At 65.7% G+C, this 19,926-nt stretch carries 21 protein-coding genes; 7 read left to right on the forward strand and 14 right to left on the reverse strand.

Annotated features, from left to right (window positions below):
• Positions 1-83: 83 nt before the first annotated feature.
• On the reverse strand, positions 84-1,199 hold the full coding sequence (locus OKW37_RS34940; RefSeq protein ID WP_429403657.1) for a beta-propeller fold lactonase family protein: 1,116 nt from the start codon (positions 1,197-1,199) through the stop codon (positions 84-86).
• A gap of 179 nt (positions 1,200-1,378) precedes the next feature.
• On the opposite strand from OKW37_RS34940, the gene OKW37_RS34945 reads away from it, so the two are divergent.
• The 5 genes from OKW37_RS34945 to gph all read left to right on the forward strand — a co-directional run bounded on the left by OKW37_RS34945 (position 1,379) and on the right by gph (position 5,024).
• Positions 1,379-2,134: a TonB family protein gene (locus OKW37_RS34945; protein WP_429403658.1), complete on the forward strand. Its 756-nt coding sequence runs from the start codon at positions 1,379-1,381 to the stop codon at positions 2,132-2,134.
• A 58-nt stretch (positions 2,135-2,192) separates the two neighbouring features.
• Positions 2,193-2,960 (forward strand): MotA/TolQ/ExbB proton channel family protein, encoded by a 768-nt coding sequence (locus tag OKW37_RS34950; protein ID WP_429403659.1) that lies wholly within the window; start codon positions 2,193-2,195, stop codon positions 2,958-2,960.
• On the forward strand, positions 2,951-3,373 hold the full coding sequence (locus OKW37_RS34955; protein WP_018424565.1) for an ExbD/TolR family protein: 423 nt from the start codon (positions 2,951-2,953) through the stop codon (positions 3,371-3,373). The genes OKW37_RS34950 and OKW37_RS34955 overlap by 10 nt, the downstream gene beginning before the upstream one ends.
• Positions 3,374-3,519: 146 nt before the next feature.
• Positions 3,520-4,341: an HAD family hydrolase gene (locus OKW37_RS34960; RefSeq protein ID WP_429403660.1), complete on the forward strand. Its 822-nt coding sequence runs from the start codon at positions 3,520-3,522 to the stop codon at positions 4,339-4,341.
• Positions 4,332-5,024 (forward strand): phosphoglycolate phosphatase, encoded by a 693-nt coding sequence (gene gph / locus OKW37_RS34965; protein WP_429403661.1) that lies wholly within the window; start codon positions 4,332-4,334, stop codon positions 5,022-5,024. Before OKW37_RS34960 ends, gph begins: the two co-directional genes overlap by 10 nt.
• Positions 5,025-5,033: 9 nt before the next feature.
• On the opposite strand, the gene OKW37_RS34970 is transcribed toward gph, so the two are convergent.
• The 8 genes from OKW37_RS34970 to OKW37_RS35005 all read right to left on the reverse strand — a co-directional run bounded on the left by OKW37_RS34970 (position 5,034) and on the right by OKW37_RS35005 (position 14,156).
• On the reverse strand, positions 5,034-5,696 hold the full coding sequence (locus OKW37_RS34970) for an ankyrin repeat domain-containing protein (RefSeq protein WP_184061855.1): 663 nt from the start codon (positions 5,694-5,696) through the stop codon (positions 5,034-5,036).
• A 15-nt stretch (positions 5,697-5,711) separates the two neighbouring features.
• Complete coding sequence (locus tag OKW37_RS34975; RefSeq protein ID WP_429403662.1) at positions 5,712-6,332, reverse strand: c-type cytochrome; 621 nt, start codon at positions 6,330-6,332, stop codon at positions 5,712-5,714.
• Positions 6,329-8,062, reverse strand: coding sequence for a pyrroloquinoline quinone-dependent dehydrogenase (locus OKW37_RS34980; RefSeq protein ID WP_184061857.1), 1,734 nt, complete (start codon positions 8,060-8,062; stop codon positions 6,329-6,331). Before OKW37_RS34980 ends, OKW37_RS34975 begins: the two co-directional genes overlap by 4 nt.
• Positions 8,063-8,423: 361 nt before the next feature.
• Positions 8,424-9,296 carry a VOC family protein gene (locus OKW37_RS34985; protein ID WP_429403663.1) on the reverse strand — a complete coding sequence of 291 codons (873 nt, stop codon included), beginning with the start codon at positions 9,294-9,296 and terminating at the stop codon, positions 8,424-8,426.
• Between the two features lie 100 nt (positions 9,297-9,396).
• Positions 9,397-9,825 carry an RT0821/Lpp0805 family surface protein gene (locus OKW37_RS34990; RefSeq protein WP_429403664.1) on the reverse strand — a complete coding sequence of 143 codons (429 nt, stop codon included), beginning with the start codon at positions 9,823-9,825 and terminating at the stop codon, positions 9,397-9,399.
• 16 nt (positions 9,826-9,841) lie between these two features.
• Positions 9,842-11,593: a SulP family inorganic anion transporter gene (locus OKW37_RS34995; protein ID WP_429403665.1), complete on the reverse strand. Its 1,752-nt coding sequence runs from the start codon at positions 11,591-11,593 to the stop codon at positions 9,842-9,844.
• A gap of 82 nt (positions 11,594-11,675) precedes the next feature.
• Entirely contained in the window at positions 11,676-12,635 is a 960-nt protein-coding gene (locus tag OKW37_RS35000) for a DUF2950 domain-containing protein (RefSeq protein ID WP_429403666.1), read from the reverse strand.
• 9 nt (positions 12,636-12,644) lie between these two features.
• The gene (locus OKW37_RS35005; protein WP_429510051.1) at positions 12,645-14,156 is read right to left on the reverse strand and encodes a DUF3300 domain-containing protein; all 1,512 of its coding nucleotides are present in this window, start codon (positions 14,154-14,156) and stop codon (positions 12,645-12,647) included.
• A gap of 330 nt (positions 14,157-14,486) precedes the next feature.
• Between OKW37_RS35005 and OKW37_RS35010 the strand changes: the two genes are divergently transcribed.
• Positions 14,487-14,960 (forward strand): glycine zipper family protein, encoded by a 474-nt coding sequence (locus OKW37_RS35010; RefSeq protein WP_018424548.1) that lies wholly within the window; start codon positions 14,487-14,489, stop codon positions 14,958-14,960.
• Between the two features lie 18 nt (positions 14,961-14,978).
• On the forward strand, positions 14,979-15,566 hold the full coding sequence (locus tag OKW37_RS35015; protein WP_184061864.1) for a hypothetical protein: 588 nt from the start codon (positions 14,979-14,981) through the stop codon (positions 15,564-15,566).
• Between the two features lie 15 nt (positions 15,567-15,581).
• On the opposite strand, the gene OKW37_RS35020 is transcribed toward OKW37_RS35015, so the two are convergent.
• From OKW37_RS35020 to OKW37_RS35040, 5 genes are read right to left on the reverse strand one after another with little or no spacing between them, the layout of a single operon-like run.
• A complete protein-coding gene (locus tag OKW37_RS35020; RefSeq protein ID WP_429352432.1) occupies positions 15,582-16,601 on the reverse strand; it encodes a hypothetical protein in 1,020 nt (339 codons plus the stop codon).
• Between the two features lie 19 nt (positions 16,602-16,620).
• Complete coding sequence (locus tag OKW37_RS35025; RefSeq protein ID WP_184061866.1) at positions 16,621-16,878, reverse strand: RNA-binding protein; 258 nt, start codon at positions 16,876-16,878, stop codon at positions 16,621-16,623.
• Positions 16,879-16,898: 20 nt separating this feature from the next.
• Entirely contained in the window at positions 16,899-17,681 is a 783-nt protein-coding gene (gene fabI, locus OKW37_RS35030) for an enoyl-ACP reductase FabI (protein WP_429403668.1), read from the reverse strand.
• Positions 17,682-17,693: 12 nt separating this feature from the next.
• Positions 17,694-18,869: an acetate/propionate family kinase gene (locus tag OKW37_RS35035; RefSeq protein ID WP_429403669.1), complete on the reverse strand. Its 1,176-nt coding sequence runs from the start codon at positions 18,867-18,869 to the stop codon at positions 17,694-17,696.
• A 4-nt stretch (positions 18,870-18,873) separates the two neighbouring features.
• Positions 18,874-19,863, reverse strand: a complete 990-nt coding sequence (locus OKW37_RS35040; RefSeq protein ID WP_429404373.1) for a phosphate acetyltransferase — start codon at positions 19,861-19,863, stop codon at positions 18,874-18,876.
• Positions 19,864-19,926: the final 63 nt, after the last annotated feature.

The raw sequence follows: 19,926 nt of genomic DNA on the forward strand, positions 1-19,926 counted from the left end.
CCGCGAACAGCTCGCGGCGGCGGTGCCGCGCGCGAACGTACTGGTATGGCAGGACCCGATAACAGCTCATTCGCCCGCTTCGCTCAATGCGATTCGATCGAGCCGTCGCTGTGCGGATACGTGACGATGCCCCACGCGAGCGGCAGCTCGCCGATCTGCTTGAGCGGCTGATAGCTCTTCGCGTCGAGCACGTAGACCGCGTCGGAGCGACCGCACGCGACCATCAGCTTCGAGCCGTCCGGCGTGAAGCTGAAATGCCAGCAGCGCTGGCCGACCGGCACATCGGCGACATGTTCGTACGTGTGGCCGTCGAACACCTGCACCACCCTGTCGCGCGCGGCGGCCACGAAGAGCCGCTGACCGTTGGGACCGAACGCGACGCCATAGGGCCCGAGTTTGGTGTCAACGGTCTTGACTACGTCGAACGTGTGCGCGTCGATCACGACGAACTTGCTGAGCGACTCCAGCGTGACAACATAATGCTTGCCGTCAGGCGACAGCCGGATGCCGCGCGGCCGCCCGCCCGCCGCGAGCTTCACGGTTCGGATCGGCGCGCCGGTTCGTGTGTGATAGATCGACACCGTATCGTCGCCTTCGTTGGTGACCAGCATCATCTGGCCGTCGCGCGAGAATTCGATGCCTTCGGTTTCGTGGCCGCTCGTGACCGAACGGATCACGTGCCAGTTTTTCATATCGATGATCGCGATTTCGGCGGGCGGCTTGTTCGCGTCGTCGTCGTCCGCGCCGGGCTTGTTGCCCGCGTTCGCTGCGGGCTTATTGTCCCCCTTCGCGTCGGGTTTGGCTCCCGGCGGCCCGCCGTCCTCGCCGGGCTCGTAGGTCACGTACGCGTAGCCGTTGCGCACCCGCACATATTCAGGGTTTTTGCCGATCTTCACGCGCTGGACGACCTTGCCCGTGGCGGTGTCGATCACCGCGAGATCGTTCGTGTTCTTGTTGGCGACCAGCAGACGCGTGCCGTCGGCGTTCAGGCTCAGGCCGCGCGGGCCACCGGCGCCGACCGGAAAGGTCTGCGTGAGCGTCATCTGGTCGAGATCTATCACGCCGACGCCGGCCTTCTCACTCGTCACGTAGGCGAGCGGCGCGGCCGCGGCATGCGCGGCGCTCGCGGCCAGCACGAGCGCGCAGGCCAGCGCGAGGGAACGGCGTGGTGGTCGGGGGAAAATCCGTGTCTCCAGCATCGTTGTACTCCGGGTTGATATGGCGGCGCCGCGATGGTTCGCGTCATCATTTCAAGGTAGCCCACCGGGCGATTGTTTGACAACGCGGATCGGCGGGAGATTTTCCCGAATTGCTTCGCGCCGGCCGTCGCGGGTTTGAAAAGCGGGGTCGGCGGGGGACAATGAGCGCGGAGGTGGCGATGATGCTGCAAGTTGCCATGGTGAACCCAGCAAGTCCTACGAATGCCGCGGCCGGTTACCGTCGCGCGGCCATCGTGCTGGGCGCCGTGATCGCCGCGCATCTGGTGCTGCTCGCCATCGCGTTGAGCGCGCGTAACCGGATCGTCGAGCGTCCGGTCGAGCCGCGCACGATCACCGCGTCGCTGCTGAGCCCCGAGCCTCCCGCTCCGGTTGTTTCACCTCCCGCGCCGCCCCCACCCGCCGCTGTCGTTCCGACGGCGCCAACGCCGCCGGTCACGCACCCCGCCGTGCGCGTCAAACCGGCGCCGCAGCCTCGCGCGCAGGTGCCGCGCAGTGTGGAAAAGCCTGTGCCGACACCGTCTCCGACACGCGAAAGCACCGCGCAGCCCGTCACGCAAGCCGCCGTTCCAACAGCCACCGCGCCATCGGCGGCATCGGCTTCCGCCGTCCATCCGGCGGTGCCCGCGTCGACCGAGCCGCGCAACGTGTCGCACGTCGACTGCTCGATTCCGAAGCCCGACTATCCCGACATCGCGAAGCGGCGCGGCGAGCATGGCACAGCGATCGTGCGTTTCGTCGTCGGGCTGAGCGGGCATATCGAAACGGCGCGGCTGCAAACCAGCAGCGGCTCCGCGCGGCTCGACGACGCGGCGCTCGCCGCCGTCCATGCGGGCGCCTGCCAGCCGTACACCGAAAACGGCACGCCGGTGCGCGCCGCGTACTCGCAGTCGTTCGTATTCGGACTGACCGAGTGACGCGACAGGGTGAGCGCACCGCCAAACAGACCAGGGACACCAAACGAAGGAACTCGCCATGCAACACTACGGACTCGCAAACGTCTGGGATTCAGGTGATATCGTCACGCGCGGCATTCTGAGCGTGCTCGTGATCATGTCGGTGCTGTCGTGGACGGTGATCATCGTGAAGCTGTGGCAACTGATCCGCCTGAGGCGCGCAACCCGGAGCGACGCGCGCTTCTGGAGCGCGGACCGCTTCGACGACGGGCTGCGCAGCCTCGGTCATTCGGAATCGGGCGCGCACGACAACCCGCTGCTCGCGCTCGCGCTGGCGGGCCATGAAGCCGCGACGCACCATCGGCAGACGCAGCAGCATCTGCACGACCGCATCGACGTGTCCGACTGGATCACCCGGCGTCTGCAGGACACGATGGACGAGACGATCGCGCGCCTGCAAAGCGGCCTCGCGATTCTCGCGTCGATCGGCAGCACCGCGCCTTTCGTCGGGCTGTTCGGCACCGTGTGGGGCATCTACCATGCGCTGATCGTGATCGGCGAGACCGGTCAGACCTCGATCGATCATGTCGCCGGCCCGGTCGGCGAGTCGCTGATCATGACGGCGTTCGGGCTCTTCGTCGCGATTCCCGCCGTGCTCGGCTACAACGGTCTGACGCGCGCGAACCGCTCGATCGTCGCGCGCCTGAAGCGCTTCGCGCACGGCTTGCACGCGTACTTCGTCACCGGCTCGCAGTTGCCGTCGAGCGCCGGGCCGCAGATGCGCGTGGTGCCGCGCGGCACCAACGCGACGAACGCAAACCGCGACGGAGACCTCGAATGGCAATGAGCCCTTTCTCCGACGACGACGATCAAGGTTTGATGAACGAGATCAACATGACGCCGCTCGTCGACGTGATGCTGGTACTGCTGATCATTTTTCTCGTCACCATTCCGGCGCTGCAACACGCGGTCAGGATCGATCTGCCGCACGCAAGCAGTCAGCCGGAAGCGCTCAAGCCCGCGCACGTGGACGTCGCGGTGCAGGCGGACGGTACGGTGCTGTGGGACGGTCAGCCCGTGACCGACGACGCCTTGCGCGCGCGCATCGCGCAAGCCGCCCTCGCGACGCCGCAGCCGGAGCTGCATTTGCGCGCCGATCGCAAGGTGCCGTACGAGCGTGTGGCGATCGTGATGTCGGCGGCGCAGCGTGGCGGACTGACGAAGCTGGGCTTCGTGACCGATCCGCAGTTGGGCAAATGACGCGGCGCGGCGTGCGTGTTCGGTGCGTGCCGGCACACAAAGTCCCGCTTATCGGCGGCGAAAGAATCTCTGAATTTGAATCGGCGGACGGCTCGGCTATCGTGGTGCGTGTCTGAACCGCACCCCACCCTTGCGAGGACCGCACGATGCAAGCCCTTATCTTCGACGTCGACGGCACGCTCGCCGACACCGAGACTGCTCATCTGCACGCATTCAACGCCGCGTTCGCGGAAGCGGGCCTCGACTGGTTCTGGGACGAAGCGCTCTATTCCAGCTTGCTGAAAGTGGCGGGCGGCAAGGAGCGTCTGCTGCATTACTGGCGCACGGTCGAGTGCGAGGAAGCCGGGGGCCCGCGAGCGCGAGACGCCGTCGACGCGCTGCACGCGCTGAAGACGCGCCACTACACCGAGCGCATGCGCGAGCGCGGCGTGCCGCTACGGCCCGGCATCGCGCGTCTGATCGACGAGGCGAACGAGGCCGGTCTACGCGTGGCGATCGCGACGACCACGACGCCCGCCAACCTTGACGCGCTGCTGCAAGCGCATTTCGGCGCCAGTTGGCGCCATCGCTTCGCGGCAATCGGCGACGCCGGCACCACGCCGGCGAAAAAGCCCGCCCCCGACGTCTATCGCCACGTGCTCGAACAGCTCGGCTTGCAGCCCGCGGCCTGTCTCGCCTTCGAGGACTCGCGCAACGGCCTGCTGGCAGCGCGCGCCGCGCGCGTGCCCGTCATCGTCACGCCGAGCGCTTTTACCGCGCGCGAGGACTTCGATGGCGCGCTGGCCGTGCTGCCTCATCTCGGCGATCCGCACGCGCCGATCGTTCCGATGGTGCGCGGCGAATGGCATCGCTGGGTGGATCTGGCGACACTGCGCCGCTGGCATCAAGACGCCACGCGTCGTCCCGATTCGGCTGCGCACGCCGCACTGAACGCGGACCAGGCGAACGCGAGCGCGTCATGGCAATGAACCGCGACTACCACGCTGTCCTGATCGATCTCGACGGTACGATGGTCGATACCGCTCCGGACATCGTCGCGGCTGCCGGCCTGATGCTGACGGACTTCGGCGCCACGCCGCTGCCGTACGACAGGGTGACCGGCTTCATCGGCAACGGCCTGCGCAAGCTCGTGCAACGCTCGCTGGATGCGGCGGGCCTCGGTGAGCGCGTCGAACTGGAGCACGCGCAAGCGGTATTCGAGCGGCACTACGCAGTGACCAACGCGGCGCTGGGTCGGGTTTTTCCTGGCGTGATGGCCGGGCTGCGCGCGTTGCAGCAGCACGGGTACCGCTGCGCGTGCGTGACCAACAAGCCGCAGGCGCTGGCGGCGGCGCTGCTCGACAAAACGGGGCTTGCCGCTTATCTGGACGGGCTGGTCGCGGGCGACACCGTGGCGAGCATGAAGCCGTCGCCCGAGCCGCTTTGGCACGCGTGCCGGCTGCTCGACGTCGAGCCCGAACGTTGCGTGCTGGTCGGCGATTCATCGGTCGATGTCGCGGCGGCGCGCGCGGCCGGTCTGCCGGTCTTCATCGTCAGCTACGGCTATGGCAGCGCGAGCGGCGCCGACCTGCCGCGCTGCGATGCGCTGATCGATTCGTTCGAGGCATTGCCGGCGATTCTGGCGCAAGCGCGGCCGGCATTGCGTGCGTGATTCGAGCCGCTAACCCGCCGACAACAACCCCGCGACGCGCTCCGACTTCGTCTGCACCGCGATATCTTTCGCCGTCATCCCGCGATTGTCCTTCAACGACCGGTTCGCGCCGCGCGCGAGCAACAGCTGGGCGGTCTCCGCGCGATCGTATCCCGCCGCCCACATCAGCGCGGTCAGATCGTTCTTGTAGGTCCGGTTCACGTCGACGCCCGCATCGAGTAACTGACCGACGACCTTCGTTTGCCCCTGGCCCGCTGCGTATTCCATCGCGGTCTTGCCGACGCGATCGGTCGCGAGCGGCTCGGCGCCATGCGCGAGCAGCAGCGCGACGATCTCGTCGAAGCCGCCGTAGGCTGCGGCCATCAGCGGTGTATCGCCCGGCGCGTTCGCATGCTGCACGTTCGCGCCGCGCTCGATCAGCGTGCGCGCCATCGCCGTATCGCCCTTCTTGCACGCGGTGACGAGCGCGGTGTCGCCGATCCGGTTCATCGCATCGACCGACGCGCCGCGCTGCAGCGCCGCGACGACCGACTGCTGATCGTCGTCCTTCGCGGCCGCGAGCAGTTGGCGGTTGATTTCCCCCTGGTCCTGGGCGAGCGCCGGCACCCATGCGCCGAATGCGGTGGCGAGCAGAACGGCGGCCGCAAGCTGCCGAGTGAACATGTCTGTCATGGTGTCTTCCCCGTGCTAATGCAGATTGTTGATATAAGCGGCCAGATGATGGATGTCGTCGTCGGACAGATTACGCGTCACGCTGGTCATGTTGCCCGCATCGTTGGTGCGCGTGTGCGAGCGAAAGTCCTGCAACTGCTTGACGATGTACTGATACTGCTGGCCCGCGACGCGCGGAATCTCGTTCTGCCCGGAAAAGCCACCCAGGTGGCACATCGTGCACAACAGCTCGGCGGCCTTCTTGCTGCCCGCCTCGATGCTCGCGCCATCCGCGTTGAACGGCACCGATACGGGCTTCTGCGCGGCGAAGTAGTCGGCGAGGTCCTGCATGTCCTCGCTCGACAGGTTCGCCGCCATCGGCGACATGCGCGGATCGCTGCGCCGTCCCTGCTTGAAGTCCTTCAGCTCCAGATACAGGTAGCGCGCGGTTTGCCCGGCCAGAATCGGATAGTCCGGACTGGTCGAATTGCCCATCGGCCCATGACAGGCCACGCACACCTGCGCTTTCGCCTTGCCCGCCTCGGCGTCGGCGCGCGCACCCGACGGCAGCCATGCGGCGATCAGTCCGCCGCACAGCAGCGCCACCCATGCAGCGCGCGCCCGACCCGGCGCTCCCCGCGGCGCCGGCCGCCTCATGGCACCGCGAACACGACGACGCTATTGCCGCGCTTGAAGTCGATCTGCGTATTGCCGCCCGCCGCGACCGCGATGTACTGCTTGCCGTTGACCGTGTACGACACGGCCGGCGCGTTGACGCCCGCGCCGCACTGGAACTCCCATAGCTTCTTGCCGGTGGCGGCATCGAACGCGCGGAACAGGCCGTTGCCCTCGCCGTTGAACACGAGACCGCCCGCCGTTGCAAGTACGCCGCCGATCAGCGGCTGGTCGGTCTTGTAGTCCCACGCGATCTTGCCGGTGTCGACGTTGACGGCCGACAGCTTGCCCCATTGCGCCTCGGACGGAATCAGCTTGAAGGCGCCGCCGAGCCACAGCTTGCTGCCGCCCGGATAGGCGGCGTCCTCGACCTGGTACGTCATCGGCTGATTCAGGTTGGCCGCGTAGACGAGGCGCGTTTGCGGATCGAACGCGATCGGCGACCACTCGACGCCGCCGTTCGCGCCCGGCAGCATGCGCGCGCCGGCTGCTGTCGGCAGGGTCCACATGTTTTCCTGCGGAATCATCGCCTGCGAGAAGCGGATCAGACGGCCGGTCGCACGATCATGCACGTACACGTGACCGGTCTTGCCCGCATGCACGATGCCGGGGATCATCTTGCCGTCGTTGTCGCGCACGTCGATCAGCACCGGCGGGCTCACTGCGTCGAGGTCCCAGACGTCGTGCGGCACGTACTGGTAGTGCCATTTGTACTTGCCGGTGTCGAGATCGATCGCGACGAGCGAATCCGTATAGAGGTTGTCTCCCGGCCGGATCGCGCCATACAGGTCCGGCGACGGGTTGCCGACCACGAAATACACCGTGTGCGTTTTCCGGTCGATCGCCGGCGTCATCCACACACCGCCGCCGAGCGTCTTGTAGAAGTCGCCGCCCTTGTCGGCCAACTGCTTCTTCTCCGCGTCGATGTCGCGCTTCTCGTCGCGGCCGGTCGCGTCTTTGGTGGCCCACACGCCTTCCTGGCCGGTTTCCGGAATCGTGTAGAAGGTCCACAGCAACTGGCCGGAATTCGCGTCGTACGCCTTCACGAAGCCGCGAATGCCGTACTCGCCGCCGTTCGTGCCGATCAGCACCTTGCCGTCGACGACCGTCGGCGCCATCGTTTCCGAGTAGCCCTCGTCGGGATTGGCGATCTGGCTTTGCCACAGCACGTTGCCGGTTTTGGCGTCGAGCGCGACGAGCTTGGAGTCGAGCGTGCCCATATAGAGCCGGTCACCCGAAATCGCGACGCCACGATTGTTCGGCCCGCAACAGAACGTCGTGACCGGACCCATCTTGTGCTTGTAATGCCAGAACTCTTTGCCCGTCGTCGCATCGATCGCGTATACGTGATTGAACGACGTGGTCAGGAACATCACGCCGTCCTTCACGATCGGCGCCGTTTCCATCGACTCGTTGACGGCCGTCTGGAAGATGAACGCCGGCCTGAGCTTCGCGACGTTCGTCCGGTTGATCTGCGCGCCGGGGTAATAGCGCGTCTGCGCGTACGAGCCGTTCGGATGGAGCCAGACCGCCGTCATGCTGCCGGCGCGATCGAGCTGATCCTGGGTCACGGGCTGAAGCGTCGATGGCACCGGCGCGGCGGTGGTGGTCGAGCTGTTCTGTACTTCGTCGGCGGCATGAGCCGCAGGCAAGCCGAACGCGATGGCGAGCAGTGGCAGGCCGACAATTCCCTGAATACGGTTGAATGGCATGAGCGTCTCCTAGCTTTTTATCGTTCCTATGAATTGCAGCGCAGGAGTGGCGACATGGATCCACGCGGACGACAGCGTGAAAGAGCACGATGGCGCAACCCTCGCAGACAACAAAAGCGTACGACTTCGAATCGTTGTTAGCTTTGTCAGGACGGGTCGGCTTCGCAGAGAGGGGAGAAGTGATGCACGGGTCCGCGGAAAACCGGCTCGTTTAAGGGTAGGCGATGTGTTGTGGATTTTCTAGATTAAATCGTTAAGGAGTGGCGAGCGATCAGCGTGCACCGTTGTGGTCGCTGACCGCCGCCCTGGTCGTGGCGTTTTCACCTGGGTCGCTTCGCGTTGCGGCCGCTCGTTGAGCCGATCAGAACCGGCCGCCGCGCGAATCGGCCCCCTGCTGATAGTTCCGGTTGGTCTGTTCCGGATTCCGGTTCACCAGCGGGCGCGCGTAAAGTGGGTGATGCAGGCTCCGTACTTCGTGTTCGAGCCGGAAGCAACGCTCTCCGGATGACAGATCGAGCAGGTCGGCAAACCGGTATTGATGCGGCTCTTCTCCATATACCAGACCTTTTTCGGCGAGCCGTGTGAACGGCCCCGAAAAAGCAGCGGTGTAAATGGCGATATGGTGTCCGTCGTATTCAGGAATGGGCTGGGTCGTTTCCGCGTACAGCAGTTGCTGATGCGTGCCGATATCGATCACCGCGCGGTGCAATCCATGCTTCTCTTCGATGTCGACGGTCGCATCGAACATATCGCGGTAGAAGCGCGCGATAGGCAACGCGCTGCCGATCGGCACATCCATCTTCACGAACGCGATGCCCAGATCGATGTCCGACCACGGAGCCGACGCGGATCGATTGAGAGGATCGAGGCACTCGTAGCGGTTGCCCCACGGACACGTCACTTCGACACTGCCTGCGCGCTCCGTCCAGCCGAACGCGGTGCCGGCGAGCAGCGGTTCGACCGAGCGCAGCCGCCTCACCAGCGCTTCGAGCTCGCCGACCACGAGACCGACACTGCCGCGCAGACGTTGCGCCGCCCCGTGCGGCAAGTGAATCTGCGACCGGCCGACGTTGATCCACATATTCTCGACCCCGGTCATCACGAACGGATCGCGCGTGAGCCCAAGGCCGGTGACGTAGAAGGCGGTCGCGAGAATCTGGTTGGGGATTTTCAGGTTGACGTGTTCGAGCAGGATCAGATTGCCGGTATCGTCGTTAGCGTAAGAGTGTTCCATGTGTTTGCCTTGTGCATGAGCCGCGAAACGCTGGACAAATTATGCATCAACAGGGCAAATGGTATGTGCTCGTGAGGCGTACGACGCGACACGCATGCGTTTATTGCTTCAGAATCTTCCACGGCCCATTGCCGGTTTTGCAGACGATCGGCGTCCACGTTTGCGTCTGTCCTTTCGCGACCGCGGTCAGCGTCGCGGTCCGGCAGGTTCGATCGCCGTCCTTCGTCGTGTCCTGCGGCGTCACCGTGCCCTTGATCGAAACGGAATTGCCGGTGCCCGCATTGCTCCACTCGTACGATTCGCCATCCTTTTTTGTATCGAGCGCCTTTTGCGCCGCGTCGTTGAGCGCTTTGCGGTCGGCCTGGCGCATGTAAGTAATGGGCGTGTCTTTCAGAAAGTTCAGGTTCGCTGCGTCACACAACATTGGGCTGGCAAGCAGCGCCGCTGCCGCAAGCCACTGCGTGATCGTGTGGGCGTACGCGGCGTCGAGTGCGGGCGCGCCCGCGCCAGGATGAAATTGACGTGACATGGGTTTCTCCTCGAGTTCATCCGCGATCCGCGTCGTCCGCGAAATCGCCGTTTTGCTGGAATGCGTCGACGACGTCGGCCACCGAGCCGCGTCGGCCGATGTGGCCGACACGAACTTCGAGCCCCTCGGCGCGCAGCATGTCGCGCACGTCCGCGTGCGCGCCGACGACCTTCATCGCGGCGCCCGCGGCCTCCAGCGCGCCGTGCATCGCTTCGAGCATGCGCGCGCCCGCCAGATCGACGACCGCCGATGCGGACAGATCGCAAATCACGAGCCGGACCGGTTCGGGTGCGGCGTGGATCATGCGCCAGATCGTCTCGCGCACGTGCTCGACGTTGAAGTACAGCAACGACGCCTCGACACGCACCGCCAGCACATGCGCAATCGTCTCGTTCTCGGCATGACGTTCGAGATCCGAGAAATAGCGCGTGCCGGGAATACGCCCGAGCATCGCGACATGCGGATGCGCGGCGCGGTGGATGATCAGCAGCATCGACACGAGCACCGCGACGATGACGCCCTTCAGGATGCCCAACAACAGCACCGCCGCGAACGCCACCATCGAAATCGCGAATTCGAAGCGGCTCACGCGCCACACATGACGCAGTTCGCCGACGTCGACGAGGCCCTTCACGGCCACGAGCACGATCGCCGCCAGCACGACGTTGGGCAGATTCGCGAGCAGTCCGGTGAGGAACATCAGACAGAAGCCGATCGCCAGCGACGCGAATACCAGCGCAAGCGCGCTTTTCGCACCGGCCTTGTCGTTCACCGACGATTGCGAAAGCCCTCCCGCAACCGGGAAGGCCTGGAACAATCCCGCGGCCAGATTGGCTGCGCCAAGACCCAGCAATTCCTGGCGGGCGTCGATCTCATAACCATGTGCCTGCGCGAGCGCGCGCGCGGCCGAAACGCTCTCGACGTATGCCAGCAACAGGCACGCGAACGCCAGCGGAACGATGCCGTCGATATCGCGCAGCCGCAGCCCGGGCAGACGGAATTCAGGCAAGCCTTGAGGCAGCGCGCCCACGAGCGTGAAGCCGCGGCTGGCCAGCGGCGTGACCGACAACACGACGATCGAGGCAGCGACGACGGCGAGCGCCACCGGACGCCCCGGCAAAAACTTTTCGCCGAGCAGCAGCAACGCGATGCAAACGAGGCCGAAACCGAGCACGCCGAGGTTGGTCAGCGGAAGCTGCCCCCACAGCACGGCGATCCGTTCGAAGAAGAATTCGCCGCCGCCTTTCACCCCGAACAGCTTCGGCAGCTGGGTCATCGCGATCGTCAGCGCGGCGCCCGCCTTGAAGCCGAGCAGGATCGTCTCGCTGATGAAGCTGACGAGCGAACTCAAGCGCAGCAGCCAGCCGATCACGCACATGCACGCGATCAGCACGGACGTGAGCGCCGCGATCGAAGCCCAGCGCGACGGGTCGCCCCCGGCCATCGGCACGAGCGTCACGCCGACGAGCATCGAGATCGCCGAGGTCGGGCCGATCGCGAGCTGGCGCGACGAGCCGAACAGCGCATAACAGAGGCCGCCGACCAGATAGCCGTAGATGCCGTATTGCGGCGGCAAGCCGGCGAGCGACGCATAGGCGAGCGATACCGGAATGCCATAGGCCGCGAGCGTCACGCCGGCGACCGCGTCCTTCGCGAGCCATCGAGGCTGATAGCTTCGCAGCCACTGCGCGGGAGGAAACGCGCAGCGCCACCCGCGCGCGGGTGGCGTGGAAGACGCGCGGCCGGTGACGCTCTGTGGATGGTTCAACGTAGCGCCTCGAGTACGGAAGCGGACCTGACGGAAGCACGGGCGCGCTGTACGGCCTTCGCCTCAGCCAACCCGGAGCGGCTCAGAGCGAATCCTTGACGCGCTGCCACGTGTGATCCGGATCGAACTCGGTCACAGGCGGCGCGTGCGCGCCACGGTCCTTCTGGTAGATGACGCCGTTGTTGCTGACCACGAAGGTCATCACGCCGCTCGTGCCGTACCGCGCCGGGTAAGCGACCATCGCGAAACCCGCGATCATGTGGCCGTTGATCACGTAGCTGAACGCGCCGCCCGGCGCGTTCTTGCCCTGCCGCGTCAGGATGTGGAAATGGTAGCCCCGGTAAGGATCGCCCGCCGCGTGGCCTTTCAGATATTCGGAACTCGCGGCGACGAGCGGGCCGAACGGACTCTCTTCTTCGTCGCTGTTTTCGTCGGTGGGCCAGTAGAGACCGTCCTGCTTGCCGGGTGTGCTGGCCAGCTTCTGCGCGTATTCGAGCAGGCCGTCGTGGTTGCGGTCGCGCGACGCGTATTGACGCTGCGCGTCGATATAAGCGTGCAGCACCTTGATCGCTTCGAGTTCGTTGGCGCCGATCCGTCGATTGATCAGTTCTTCTTCGCCCTGCTCGGTGGCGAAGCGCCAGGTGCCGTCCTCTTTGACGATCGGTATCGGCATCGGCCACGCCTCGTCGCCGACCAGCAGAATCCGCCGGTTCGGTCCCCTGTCGTCGAGCACGTGATAGGCCTCGAGCTCCTTGCTCGCCTTGGCCCAGTTCGCCTCGTTCTCCGCCTGATCCGGCGATACCACGAGGCTCTTGTGCGCTTCGCCGAAGATCGCGACGAGCGACGCTTCGTCGTCGGTCTTCAGTGCGCTGGACAGCGCGGCGACCGCGTCTTCCGGGGTGGCGAAAGTGCGCTGCCCCGCGGCGAGCGCGGCCAACGGAATCGACAGCGCGAGCACCATCGCGCACAGCCGGCGCGATGTGGCCACACGTCGCCGCGAATCGTCGCGTGGGCGCTTTCCGGTGATGCTTTGTCCGCTCATGGCTGCTCCTTATCGCCGTCCGCCGCCGCGGCCGCCACCGCCACCGCTGGGCCGCGGCGAGAATCCACCACCGCCACCGCCACGGCCGCCACCGCCGGAGAACCCACCGCCACCGGAATTTCCGCCGCCACGCGTCGATTGACGGCTCGCCGCGCCGCGCGCGCTGTTGGCTTGCGCGTCGCGCGCCGAGCCGTAGCCGCTGAACGCATCGCCGCCGCCCCCAGGCGACGCGCGCTGACTCACCTCGCGTGTGCCCGCCGACGCCGTCGGACGCTGGGACGGCTGCGGCCGCCCTTGCGCGCCAGCACCGCCGCCCGCGAAGTTTGCGCCGGCGCCGCCACCCGCGCCGCCACCTGCATAGTTTGCGCCGCCGCCCGCGCCGCCGCGGTTGCCGCCCGCCAACCCACCGCCCGCGCCCGCACCTGCACCTGCACCTGCACCCGCGCCGCCGCCGCGCGACGGCGGATCGCCGACCCGTTGCGTGCGCGCCGAGCGATCCGAGATACCGCTGACCTGGCCCGGCTTCTTGTCCGAGGTCCACGCGGAGGTGCCCCCTCCCTGCCCGCGACCACCGCCGCGGTTGATGTCGCCCGTGTTGATATTGCCGCGCTCGACGTTTCTATCGCCCCGCTCGACGGTTCTATCGCCGCGTTCGACGTTTCTTTCGCGGTTGATGTTGATGTTGTTGTTGCCGCCGCCTCCGTAATGCGTTTCATAGTGCCCGCCGTTCCAGGCGGCGGTAATCGCCGCGCCCCAGATCAGCCCCGTCGCGAGCGCGGCGCCGGGCGCGTACGGATAGTAGTAGGCCGGATAGGGCGTGGGCGCGTAGGCGTAGGTCACGGGCGCACTGGCCACCACGATGGTCTGCGGGTTGTACTGCGGCACGTAGATCACCTGCGGATCGGCCGGCTGGATCTTGATCACTTCCTTCTCGACGACCACGACCTGCTTGTCGTCGGATTTCAGATGCCCCGCCGACTGCGTTTGCCGCCGGAAGCGCTGAATCGCTTCGAGCACCGAGCCCTGATCGGCAACGACGGCCTCGCCGAGATTGATCGTCCAGTCGAGATCGGTGCTCATGTTCTTGACGATGCTGGGGTAATTCAGCAGCGCCTTCACCGGATCGTGCCACGCGTCGTTGAGCTTGAGCGACTTATCGTTTTTGTACTGGTCGAGAAAGCGATCGGCCTGCACGATTTCGACGGGATAGGTGGAGGCAGGAAGAATGATCGCGATCAGGTCGTCCGGATATAGCGCGATCGGTCCGACGAGCTTGTCGAGCGTCGCCGCGGAAACGGGTGCGTTCGGGGCCGAGTTCGCCGGAGCGTTCGCGGCCGGCGCCTGCGCCAGCGACACCGCAGTGGAGAACGCGCCGCAGCACGCCAGAAGCGCGGCGCCCAGTACATGGCTGATGCGTCGCGCGCGCTTCGCCTCGTCGTCGAGCGCCGGCATGCGCCTGCGCCTGTCGAGCGCCGTTGCAATCGGGATGATGCGTGTACGAGCACGCGAATCGCGGTCCATCGATGCTTCCCCTTGCGCTTCGTCAGCGGCCCCGGGCGGCATGGCCATGATCTTTGACAGACAGTTGTCCGAAGCAATGAAAACGACCTGCACCTGTCGCATGAATACAGTTTGGAAACCATGGACGAAATTGCAAATACGACCTTGGTCCGATTGCGCGCGACAGGCCCGCGACACCATGATGAAAGCGAACCTGCCATTGCTGCGCATCCACCGCGCGGCAACCGGTCCCACCAGAATTCCCATTCACGGGTGCCGGTTGCGCCCTCACGCCTGAGCAAACAGGAAGCCGGCGACTCGCACCCGCGTGTGCCCACGCAAGGAGCTGTCGTGAACAAGTCTACGAAATATGCCGTGATCGCCGCGTTGAGCGCGTCGCTATCGCTGGAAGGCCTGGCGCAATCGAGGCCGATTGCCTATCCGGCCAGAGGGCAAAGCCCGCAGCAACAGCAGCAGGACGAAGGCGCCTGCTATTCGTGGGCGAAGAGCAATACCGGCATCGACCCGACCATGGTCGCCAATGCCCCGCCCCCGCCTTCCGGCCCCGCGGTGGGAGGCGGCGAGCGCGTGCAGGGCGCCGCGCGCGGCGCGGCCGGCGGCGCGATCATCGGCGCGATTGCGGGCGACGCCGGCAAGGGCGCGGCGATCGGCGCGGCGACCGGCACGATGGTCGGCGGGTCGCGCGCGCGGCAGAACCGGCGCGCGGCCGCGGCACAATCGCAGTCGCAAACGCAGGGCTCGATGGACACGTTCAATCGCGCTTTCGCCGCCTGCATGTCGGGGCGGGGTTACACGGTCAATTGATCGCGCAAGGAGAGCAGAATGATTAACCACAAACTGATCATCGCGGCGGCGCTCGTGTGTCTCGCGAATACGGGGTTCGCTCAGACGGAGGCACCCGTCACGGTCAAGAGCGAGCCCGGCAAAGTCACCGTGTCGGGCACGGTCAAAACGACCGCGACGGTCGTCGGCATCGAGCCGGCAACGCGCACCGTCTTGCTCAAGGACCCGAAGGGCAAGGTCGTGCAGGTCGTGGTCGGCGAGGAAGCGCGCAACTTCGATCAGATCAAGGTCGGCGACGTGGTCAAGGCCGAGTATTCGCAGGCTCTGACCATCATGCTGAAAAAAGGCAACGCGCCGCTGACCGCCAACGAAACGCAGACGCTCGAACGCACACCGGCGGGCGCGAAACCCGGCGGCTCGGCCTCGCGCGAAGTCACGATCATGGCTAACGTCATCGCGGTCAATCACCAGAGCGGCGCGGTCACGCTGAAAGGCCCGCAAGGCAATACGGTGGATCTGATCGTGCAGGATCCCGAACAGCTCAAGCGGATCAAAAAAGGCGACCAGATCCAAGCGGTCTATACCGAGGCCGTGGCCATCTCCGTGGAGCCGGTCGCCGGCAAATAGCGAGCATGGCTCGCGTCAGATCAGGCGGTGCGCTTGCGCGAGGCCGCTGAGGGGCGGCGTAAAGTCCGCGCGTCGAAAACGCACCGTCGAGAAAACCCGTATCGCATTGGGACTCGCCGGCAGACGCGCAAGGCGAAACTCGATTTCGTGCGCGGGCCGCGTATCTCCCTCTCCCAGGACGACGTTCATCCGGTCGAGCCGGTAGATGCTTTTGCGCACGTAGAAATGCGCATCCGGCGCCTCCAGTACACCGCACATCACGTCGAGATGCCGCTCCAGCGCCTCTGTCTTCAGGCCCAACTGCGCCAGAGCCTGATCGTTCTCTTCGATCTGCGCCTGCAGCTTCGCCACTTCCGCGTAATTCGACGTCGCGTCGCTACCAAGCAGCGAGCGCACGCCCGCCCCTTGCCGTTCGAGAATCGTCAGGCGCGTTTTCAGCAGCGCCCTTTCGCGTTGCAATTCGTCCTGCCGCGAGGTGTCGGCCTCGATCTTGCCGAGCGCTTCGAGCACGAGCTGATCGACGATCCGCAACACGATCTGGCGCCGCAACGCGGCTTCGGATTCTTCGCACACGCGCACCTGGTGATCGCTGAAGTTGATGGTCGTCTGCGCGAGATCGGTTTGCGTCGTTTCGCCGTGTTGCCCGACGCCGAAAATACGCCGCTCGTCCATGGCCATGCCGAGCACCGCGAATACCTGATCGGCAGCGGGATGGTCGCTGAAGAACGTGTTCAGCTCGTGTGAGCGGTTGAAGACCGGGCAGACGTCGTCGGGTGTGGCGAAAAAGGCGTGGATATACGGGTCTGTCGCCCACGCCGCCGCGTTCGCTTCGCGCGTCGGCGGCACTTCATCGGCGAGCCGGAGCAGATAGGCGGTCGTGTGTTGCACGGCGGGCCGCAGGCGCGACGCATAATTGCGCGCGAGCCGCAACGACGGACAGAGCCCGACGATCCGCTCGACGATTTCCTTCGTCTGCTGATCGTCGCTCTCTTCGGAAGCGTTGCGCCTGGTCAGCCACCGCGACAGCAAACCCATGCCCGGCTCCCGTCGCCCGTCACGATTCGTCGCGCTCCGGCAGCAGCTGCGCGACGATCGTGTGGTTCTTCCAGAACAGGTTATGGACGCGGCTTTGCAGTATGCGCAGCCCGTCCGCGGACACGTCGTCGAAGACGACCACCGCGCCTGGCCGCGAGCCCGTGCCGTGCACCCGCTGGATCGAGCTGAAGCGCGGGAACCCGTAGCGAATCAGGAACTCGCCGATCTCTTCGTCGGAGACGCTTTCCTCGACGTTTCCAAGAAACAGTTCAGCCATGATGCTTACTCCTCAAGACCCTATGCGACGATGTTCAATCCGCCGTCGATATACAAGGTGGAACCGGACACCCGCCGGGCATACGGCGTGGCCAGAAACGCACAGGTATAGCCGACATCCATGATGTCGACGAGTTCGCCGAGCGGCGCGCGCTGCACCGCTTCGTTGAGCAGCAGCTCGAAATCCTTCAGGCCCGAAGCGGCGCGGGTCTGCAGCGGCCCGGGAGAAATCGCGTGCACGCGGATGCCCTTCGGTCCCAGCTCGAACGCCAGATAGCGCGCGCAGGCTTCGAGCGCCGCCTTGACGGGGCCCATCAGGTTGTAGTTCGGCACGACCTTGTTCGCGCCGTAGTAGCTCATCGTCAGCATGGTGCCGCCGTCTTTCATTAGCGGCGCGGCAAGGCGCGCCATCCGCACGAACGAATGGCAGGAGATGTCCATCGCGCTCAGGAAGCCCTCGCGCGACGATTGCAGCAAGCCGCCCTGCAGATCCGCTTTCGGCGCCCATGCAACGGCGTGAACGAGAATATCGAGGCTTCCCCATGTCTTCTCGATCCGGTCGAACACGGCCTCCATTTCGTCCTCGCCCGTTACGTCGAGCGGCATGAAGATCTCGGCGTCGAGTGCTTTGGCTATCGGTTCCACATAAGGAACCGCCTTGTCGTTCGCATAGGTGAGCGCAACGCTCGCGCCGAGGTCGTGAAACGCCTTCGCGCATCCGTATGCAATCGAATGCTCATTGGCGACGCCGGTCACGAGGGCCTTCGCTCCTCGCAGAATCAAACTCGGTTGCTCGACAGACATGGTGAAACTCCTCTATGGGGCGACAGCGCGCGTATGGCGGGCGATCATCAGTTCCTCGTTGGTGGGCACGACCCAGACCGGCAGCCTGCTCGAGGCGCGGGTGATCAGCGGGCCGCCCGCCCGATTGGCCGCTTCGTCGAGTTCGGCGCCGAGCCACGCGGCATCGCGCACGATGCGCTCGCGAATCGCGACGGCGTGCTCGCCGATGCCGGCCGTCAGCACCAGTGCGTCGAGACCTTGCATCGCCGCGGCGAGACTGCCGAGTTCGCGCCCGATGCGGTAGGTGTAGACGTCGATCGCAAAGCGGGCACGCGGGTCGTCGCTGTCGAGCAGCACGCGCATGTCGCCCGAGATGCCCGACATGCCGAGCAGCCCCGAGCCCTTGTAAATGAGGTCCGCGATCGACTGCGTATCCATCTTCAGCTCGTCGAGCAGATAGAGCATCACGCCGGGGTCGAGGCTGCCGCAACGCGTGCCCATCGGCAGGCCTTCCACCGCCGTGAAGCCCATCGTGCTCGCCACGCTCTTGCCCGCGACCATCGCGCACATGCTCGCGCCGTTGCCCAGATGCGCGACGACGGTGCGCCCCGCCGCCGCGGCCGGTGCGATCTCCGGCAGCACGCTCGCGATGTATTCGTACGAGAGCCCGTGAAAACCGTAGCGCCGCACGCCGTGGTCGGTAATCGAGGGGGGCAGCGCATAGGCCTGCGCGGTCTCGGTCTGCGTGCGATGAAACGTGGTGTCGAAGCACGCGACCTGTGGAAGGTCGGGACGCAGCTGCGCGAGGATGCGGATCGGGGTCAGGTTATGCGGCTGATGCAGCGGCGCGAGCGGGCTCAGGCTGTCGAGCTGGTCCATCACCTCGGAAGTCGCGAGGACGGGGCCGGCAAAGCGCTGCCCGCCGTGCACGACGCGATGCCCGACCGCCTTCAGTTGATTGCCGCCGCCGTGGTCGCGCAAAAAACCGCCCAGATATTCGATCGCTCCCTGATGGCCGAGCCGATGGCCATCGCCCCATTCGTGCGAGCTGGCATTACCGTCGCGATCCGTCACGCGAAAACGCGGGCTCGTGTAGAGCGCTTCGATCTGACCGCGCAAAATGAGCTCGAGTTGCGCTTGTTGCGCGTCGAAGGCGCTGAACTTGAGGCTCGACGAACCTGCGTTCAATACGAGGATCACATCCGCCATGACGTCACCCGACCACCTTGCCGGCCTCGCGCCGTGCCTTGGCCACCAACGCGGCGACCGCGCACGACGCGAGACGCGTCGACAGAGAATCCGCGCGGCTCGTCAGAATGATCGGCACGCGCGCGCCGAGCACGATGCCCGCCGCGTCCGCGCCGGCGAGAAACGACAGGCTTTTCGCGAGCATGTTGCCCGCTTCGAGGTCCGGCACCATCAATACATTGGCGCGACCGGCCACCCGCGACTCGATCTGCTTGATGCGCATGGCTTCAATGCTGATCGCGTTGTCGAGTGCGAGCGGACCGTCGACGAGCCCGCCGGTGATCTGCCCGCGGTCCACCATCTTGCACAGCGCCGCCGCTTCCACCGTCGATGGAATTTTCGGATTGACGCTCTCGGTCGCGGACAGGATCGCCACGCGGACCTCGTCAAGTTTCAGCGCGTGCCCGAGATCGATCGCGTTCTGCAGGATGTCGACCTTCTCTTCGAGCGTCGGCAAGATGTTGATCGCGGCGTCGGTGATGATCAGCGCGTTCTCGTACCCGGGCACGTCCATCACGAAGCAATGGCTGATGCGCCGCTCGGTGCGCAGGCCGGTGTCACGGCGAATCACCTCGGCCATCAGCTCGTCCGTATGCAGGCTGCCTTTCATCAGGGCCTCCGCCTTGCCTTCGCGCACCAGTTGCACGGCTGCCGCCGCGGCGGCATGGCTATGCGGCGCATCGACGATCGTGAAGTTCGAAATGTCGATGCCGTGTTCGGCGGCAGTCGCTTCGATGCGCGCGCGCGGCCCGACCAGCAGCGGCGCGATCAGTCCCATCCCGGCTGCTTCGACCGCGCCATTGAGCGAACTCTGGTCGCACGGATGCGCGACCGCTGTCGGCATCGCCGGCAGCGTCCGGCAGAAATCGATCAGACGCTGATACTTCGCGTGCTTTTCCATCGGCGTATTCCTCGTGTGTACGGTGCGTTGGATTCGTGACGCGTGGCACGCCATGCTGACGGGCGCCGTGCACACGGGCGCGGTGCGCACGGTTTCGTCACGCTTGCGTCCTGCCGC

Origin of the sequence: Paraburkholderia sp. MM5482-R2 (assembly GCF_050436125.1) — a bacterium.
GTDB classification, from domain to species: domain Bacteria; phylum Pseudomonadota; class Gammaproteobacteria; order Burkholderiales; family Burkholderiaceae; genus Paraburkholderia; species Paraburkholderia tuberum.